The sequence below is a fragment of the Gryllotalpicola sp. CP2-P1 genome (genome assembly GCF_057512245.1).
In genome coordinates this window covers 1-4,237 of record NZ_JBLRDT010000212.1, presented here as the reverse complement: position 1 = coordinate 4,237, position 4,237 = coordinate 1, and the positions used below count along the sequence as shown (strand labels likewise).

The window sequence follows — 4,237 nt, the reverse complement described above, 5'->3', positions numbered from 1 at the left end:
GGGGCGACGGATGCCGCGCGAGACGCCGGCGCCCTGCTGCTCGCCTTCGCCGAGCGCCTGCACTCGCGTCAGGACCAGCCGAGCCTCATCCGCGCGCGCGCCTTCGAGCTCGCCGAGCGCGTGGTCGGGGCATCCGGTGTCGCCTCGGCGCGCGCTCGAGTGGCCACGCACGACGATCTGGCGGCCGCGACCGCGGCGCTCGACGAGCTGCTGCGCGTCACGCGCTTCTGAGCGGGCGCTTACGCCTTCCGCATGTAGGCCCGCACCGTGAGCGGCGCGAACACCAGCACGAGCACCGCGGCGCCGAGCAGCGTCCACCACACGTCGGCGCCGACGGGCTGCGCGGCGACGATGTTGCGCATCGCCGTGATGACGTGCGACACGGGGTTCACGTCGGCGAACCAGCGCAGCCAGTTCGGCATGGTTGCCGTCGGCACGTAGGCGTTCGAGAGGAACGTCAGCGGGAACAGCACCATGAACGAGATGCCCTGCACGGAGCTCGCCGTGCGCGCGATCACGCCGAAGAAGGCGAAGATCCAGCTGATCGCCCAGGCGACCGCGATGATCAGCAGGCCGGCGAGCACGAGGCCCAGGAAGCCGCCCTCGGGCCGCCAGCCGATGACGAGGCCGGTCAGGAACGTGATCGTCGTCGCGATCGCGTAGCGCAGGGTGTCGGCCGTGAGCGCGCCGGCGAGCGGGGCGATGCGCGCGATCGGCAGGGAGCGGAAGCGGTCGAAGACGCCCTTGTCCATGTCCTCGCGCAGCTGCACGCCGGTGACGACCGAGGCCGTGATGACGGTCTGGGCGAGAACGCCCGGGATGATCGTCGGCAGATACCCCGAAATGTCGCCGTGCGTGCCGGTCACCGCACCGCCGAACAGGAACGTGAACATGACCGTGAACAGGATCGGCTGCAGGGTCACGTCGAAGAACTGCTCGGGCGTGCGGCGGAACTTGACGAGCCCGCGATAGGCCATCGTGAGCGAGTTCGAGAACGTCTGGCGAACGCTCGTGTGGTTCTTGAGCTTGCGCTCGGATGCCGGAACGATCCGAGTGGACGAGATGGTGGTCATGCGCGCACCTCCGCGGCGCTGTCTTCAAAATCCGAGTCGTCGCCGGCCTCGTCGGCGCTGACGCCGTGGCCGGTGATGGTGAGGAACACCTCGTCGAGGGTCGGCTTCTGCACCGAGAACTCGTCGAGGCGGATGCCGGCCTCGCGGAAGCGGATCAGCAGGTCTGTGACCGCGTCGGGGTTCGACATGGGCGCCGTGATGCGCCCGGCCTCCGGCGACGGCGTGCCCTGCACGCCGAACACCTCGGCGATGAGGCGCAGGGCCTCGCCACTCTCATTGCGATCCGCGAGGCGCAGGATCAGCGACGATGTGCCGACGGATGCCTTCAGCTGGTCGGCCGTGCCCTCGGCCACGACCTTCCCCGTGTCGATGACGGCGATGCGGTCGGCGAGCTGGTCGGCCTCGTCGAGGTACTGCGTGGTCAGCAGCACGGTCGAGCCGGTGGCGACGAGGCTGCGGATCGTGTCCCACATCTGGCCGCGGGTGCGCGGGTCGAGGCCCGTCGTCGGCTCGTCGAGGAAGATGAGCGGCGGCTGCGCGATGAGGCTCGCGGCGAGATCGAGCCTGCGCCGCATGCCGCCGGAGAACTTGGCGAGCGGCCGCTTGGCGGCCTCTGTCAGGCCGAAGGCGGCGAGCAGCTCGTCGCCCTTGGCCCGCGCCTGCTTGCCCGAGAGCCCGAGCAGGCGGCCGAAGATGTAGAGGTTCTCGTTGGCCGAGAGCTTCTCGTCGACCGAGGCGTACTGACCGGTGACACCGATCAGCTGGCGGACGATGTTCGCCTCTTTGACGACGTCGTGGCCGAAGACGCGGCCGACGCCGCCGTCGGGCTTGAGCAGGGTGGCGAGCATCGAGATGGTCGTGGTCTTGCCGGCGCCGTTGGGGCCGAGCACTCCGTAGACGGTGCCCGCCGCGACGCGCAGGTCGACGCCGTCGACCGCCCGGTTCGACCCGAACACCTTGACGAGGCCCTCGGCCTCGACGGCGAGTTCGGTGGAAGTCATTGCGTGTCTTCTTTCGTGAGAAGCGTGAGTTCGTGATTCCGATCATGGGATGCCCAACTTTCACGCCTCTTGCGTGGCGCTTACAAGGGCTCGCGGCAGCCGAGAGCGGCGGGAGCCGGAGCGGGCGAGGACCCCGGGCGCGAGGCTTCGGCCGAGGCATCCGGCAACCCCCTTAACAGCCGTTGAACAGCCGCCTAGCATTGCGCTTGTGTCGCACCCCCTCTTCGATGGACTTCCGGACCCGGCCCTCGTCTCGACGCAGTGGCTCGAGGACCACCTGGGGTCAGAGAACCTCGTCGTCCTCGACGCGACCGTGCTGCAGGTGAAGGGCTTCAACGGCGCGGACGCCTTCGTCACCGGGGAAGAGCAGTACCTGGTCAACGGGCACATTCCGGGTGCCGTGTTCGCCGACCTGTTCGAGGACTTCAGCGACCCGGAGGGCGAGTACCCCTTCAGCCGGCCCAGCGCGCGGCACTTCGAGCGCACGGCGCAGGCGCACGGCATCGACAACGACACGGCCGTCGTCGTCTACGACACCGGCACGGGCTACTGGGCGGCGCGGCTGTGGTGGCTGTTCCGGTCGTTCGGCTTCGGCGTGCGCGTGCTCGACGGCGGCTTCGTGAAGTGGTGCGCCGAAGGCCGGCCGGTCTCGGTGGGCGATGTCCGCCCCCGCCGCGCCGGCGAGTTCTCGGCATATGAGGACACGGATGCCTGGGCGGCGAAGTCCGACGTCGAGGCCGTGCTGGCCGGCGAGAGCGACGCCGTTCTGCTCTGCGCCCTGTCGACGAGCGAGTTCGCGGGCGAGTCGGGCAGGCCGCGCGCCGGCCACATCCCCGGCTCGGTGAGCGCGCCCGCAACGCGCCTGATCGACCCGACGTCGAACACATATCTGCCGCGCGAGCGCCTGCGGGACGCGCTCGGCGAAGCGGCCACGTCGCCCCGGCCCGTCATCGCCTACTGCCAGGCCGGCATCGCCTCGAGCGGCGCGGCTCTCGCCCTGACCCTTCTCGGGCACGACGAGGTGCGCGTCTACGACGGCTCGCTCAACGAGTGGGTCGCCGACGCGAGCGCCCCGATCGAGACGAGCGCCCCGGTGCTGGCGGCTTCCGGCGGCGGTCGGCACCTGAGGAAGCCGGACTAGCCGGGTTGCCCTTCGTGGCGGGGCCCGCCTTCTTCCCGGACTCGGCCGGCGTCGCGGCCGCACCGCGCGACGAGTTCGCGGTGCGCCCCCGCACCACCCCGATGAAGTCGTCGATCTGGGGCAGGACATCGGGCGCGGCGTCCTTCGGCCATGCGAGCCCCACGCGCCAGCCGTCGGCGTCGGCGACGGGCCGCGCGACGACGTCTTTGCGCGCAGAGAGCCGGGCGATCGACTGCGGCACGACGACGATGCCCACGTTCGCGGCGACCACCTCGATCGTCGTGTCGACGTCGTCGTCGAACGGATGCCTCACCTCGCCCTCGAGGTCGGCGAGCACCACCTCGTCGGCGGCCTCGACCACGTGGCCCTTGGGGGCGACGACGAAGGGGCGCTCGTCATACAGGGCGATGAGGTGGAAGGAATCGGGCTGCCTCTCGCCCGGCCCGAGCCGGATGAAGGCCGCGTGGGCGGCGCCCTCTCGCACCGGGGCGAGCTCGGCCGACGCATCCGTCACCGCCGTGATCTGAATCAGCTCGAGGGGGTGCGCGCGGTGGCGCTCGCCCCAGATGCGCGCCCACTTGCCGGGCGCGACGCCGCGGGCGTAGGCGATGCGCAGGCTGTCAGGCACATGGCCAGGCTAGCGTTCTGCCTCGCCGGTAACCTGGGGAGCATGAGCGACAACGCGCCCCGCCCAGCCGGCCCCGATGCGATGAAGCCGGCCACGGCCGCGAAGAAGCTCGGCATCTACCTGCCGGCCACGCCGGAGTCGTTCCAGTCGAGCGCGTTGACGCGCGCCGAGTTCCAGGAACTGCAGTCGAACCCGCCCGAGTGGCTCGTCGAACTGCGCCTCGCCGGCCCGCACCCGCGCGACGTCGTGGCACGCAAGCTCGGGGTCTCGGCCTCCGGCCTCGCCCGCGCCGGCATCACCGAGGCGCTGACCACGGCCGAGATCACCGCGCTACTGCAGGCCCCGCCCGAATGGCTCGTGAAGGAGCGCGCGACGCAAGCGGCTGTGCGCGCCG

6 protein-coding genes are annotated in these 4,237 nt (G+C 70.9%); 3 read left to right on the top strand and 3 right to left on the bottom strand.

Annotated features, from left to right (window positions below; genetic code table 11):
- Positions 1–231, top strand: a 231-nt coding sequence (locus tag ACM2XV_RS12930; protein ID WP_487027215.1) for a hypothetical protein, incomplete at its 5' end; no start/stop codon positions are given.
- An 8-nt stretch (positions 232–239) separates the two neighbouring features.
- Here ACM2XV_RS12930 and ACM2XV_RS12925 read toward each other — a convergent pair.
- Together ACM2XV_RS12925 and ACM2XV_RS12920 are read right to left on the bottom strand one after the other, a co-directional pair.
- On the bottom strand, positions 240–1,073 hold the full coding sequence (locus ACM2XV_RS12925; RefSeq protein WP_344775477.1) for an ABC transporter permease: 834 nt from the start codon (positions 1,071–1,073) through the stop codon (positions 240–242).
- The gene (locus ACM2XV_RS12920) at positions 1,070–2,074 is read right to left on the bottom strand and encodes an ATP-binding cassette domain-containing protein (protein WP_487027214.1); all 1,005 of its coding nucleotides are present in this window, start codon (positions 2,072–2,074) and stop codon (positions 1,070–1,072) included. Before ACM2XV_RS12920 ends, ACM2XV_RS12925 begins: the two co-directional genes overlap by 4 nt.
- A gap of 208 nt (positions 2,075–2,282) precedes the next feature.
- Between ACM2XV_RS12920 and ACM2XV_RS12915 the strand changes: the two genes are divergently transcribed.
- Complete coding sequence (locus tag ACM2XV_RS12915) at positions 2,283–3,215, top strand: sulfurtransferase (protein WP_487027213.1); 933 nt, start codon at positions 2,283–2,285, stop codon at positions 3,213–3,215.
- Here the strand turns inward: ACM2XV_RS12915 and ACM2XV_RS12910 are convergent.
- Positions 3,118–3,843, bottom strand: a complete 726-nt coding sequence (locus ACM2XV_RS12910; protein WP_487027212.1) for a LysR family transcriptional regulator substrate-binding protein — start codon at positions 3,841–3,843, stop codon at positions 3,118–3,120. The two genes, ACM2XV_RS12915 and ACM2XV_RS12910, sit on opposite strands and share 98 nt — an antisense overlap.
- Before the next feature lie 81 nt (positions 3,844–3,924).
- Between ACM2XV_RS12910 and ACM2XV_RS12905 the strand changes: the two genes are divergently transcribed.
- Positions 3,925–4,237, top strand: a 313-nt coding sequence (locus ACM2XV_RS12905) for a DUF5997 family protein (protein ID WP_487027216.1), incomplete at its 3' end; no start/stop codon positions are given.

Excerpts from the sequence above, each read along its gene's own strand:
- ACM2XV_RS12920 (WP_487027214.1), bottom strand. The coding sequence starts at position 2,074 with ATGACTTCCACCGAACTCGCCGTCGAGGCCGAGGGCCTCGTCAAGGTG.
- ACM2XV_RS12925 (WP_344775477.1), bottom strand. The coding sequence starts at position 1,073 with ATGACCACCATCTCGTCCACTCGGATCGTTCCGGCATCCGAGCGCAAG.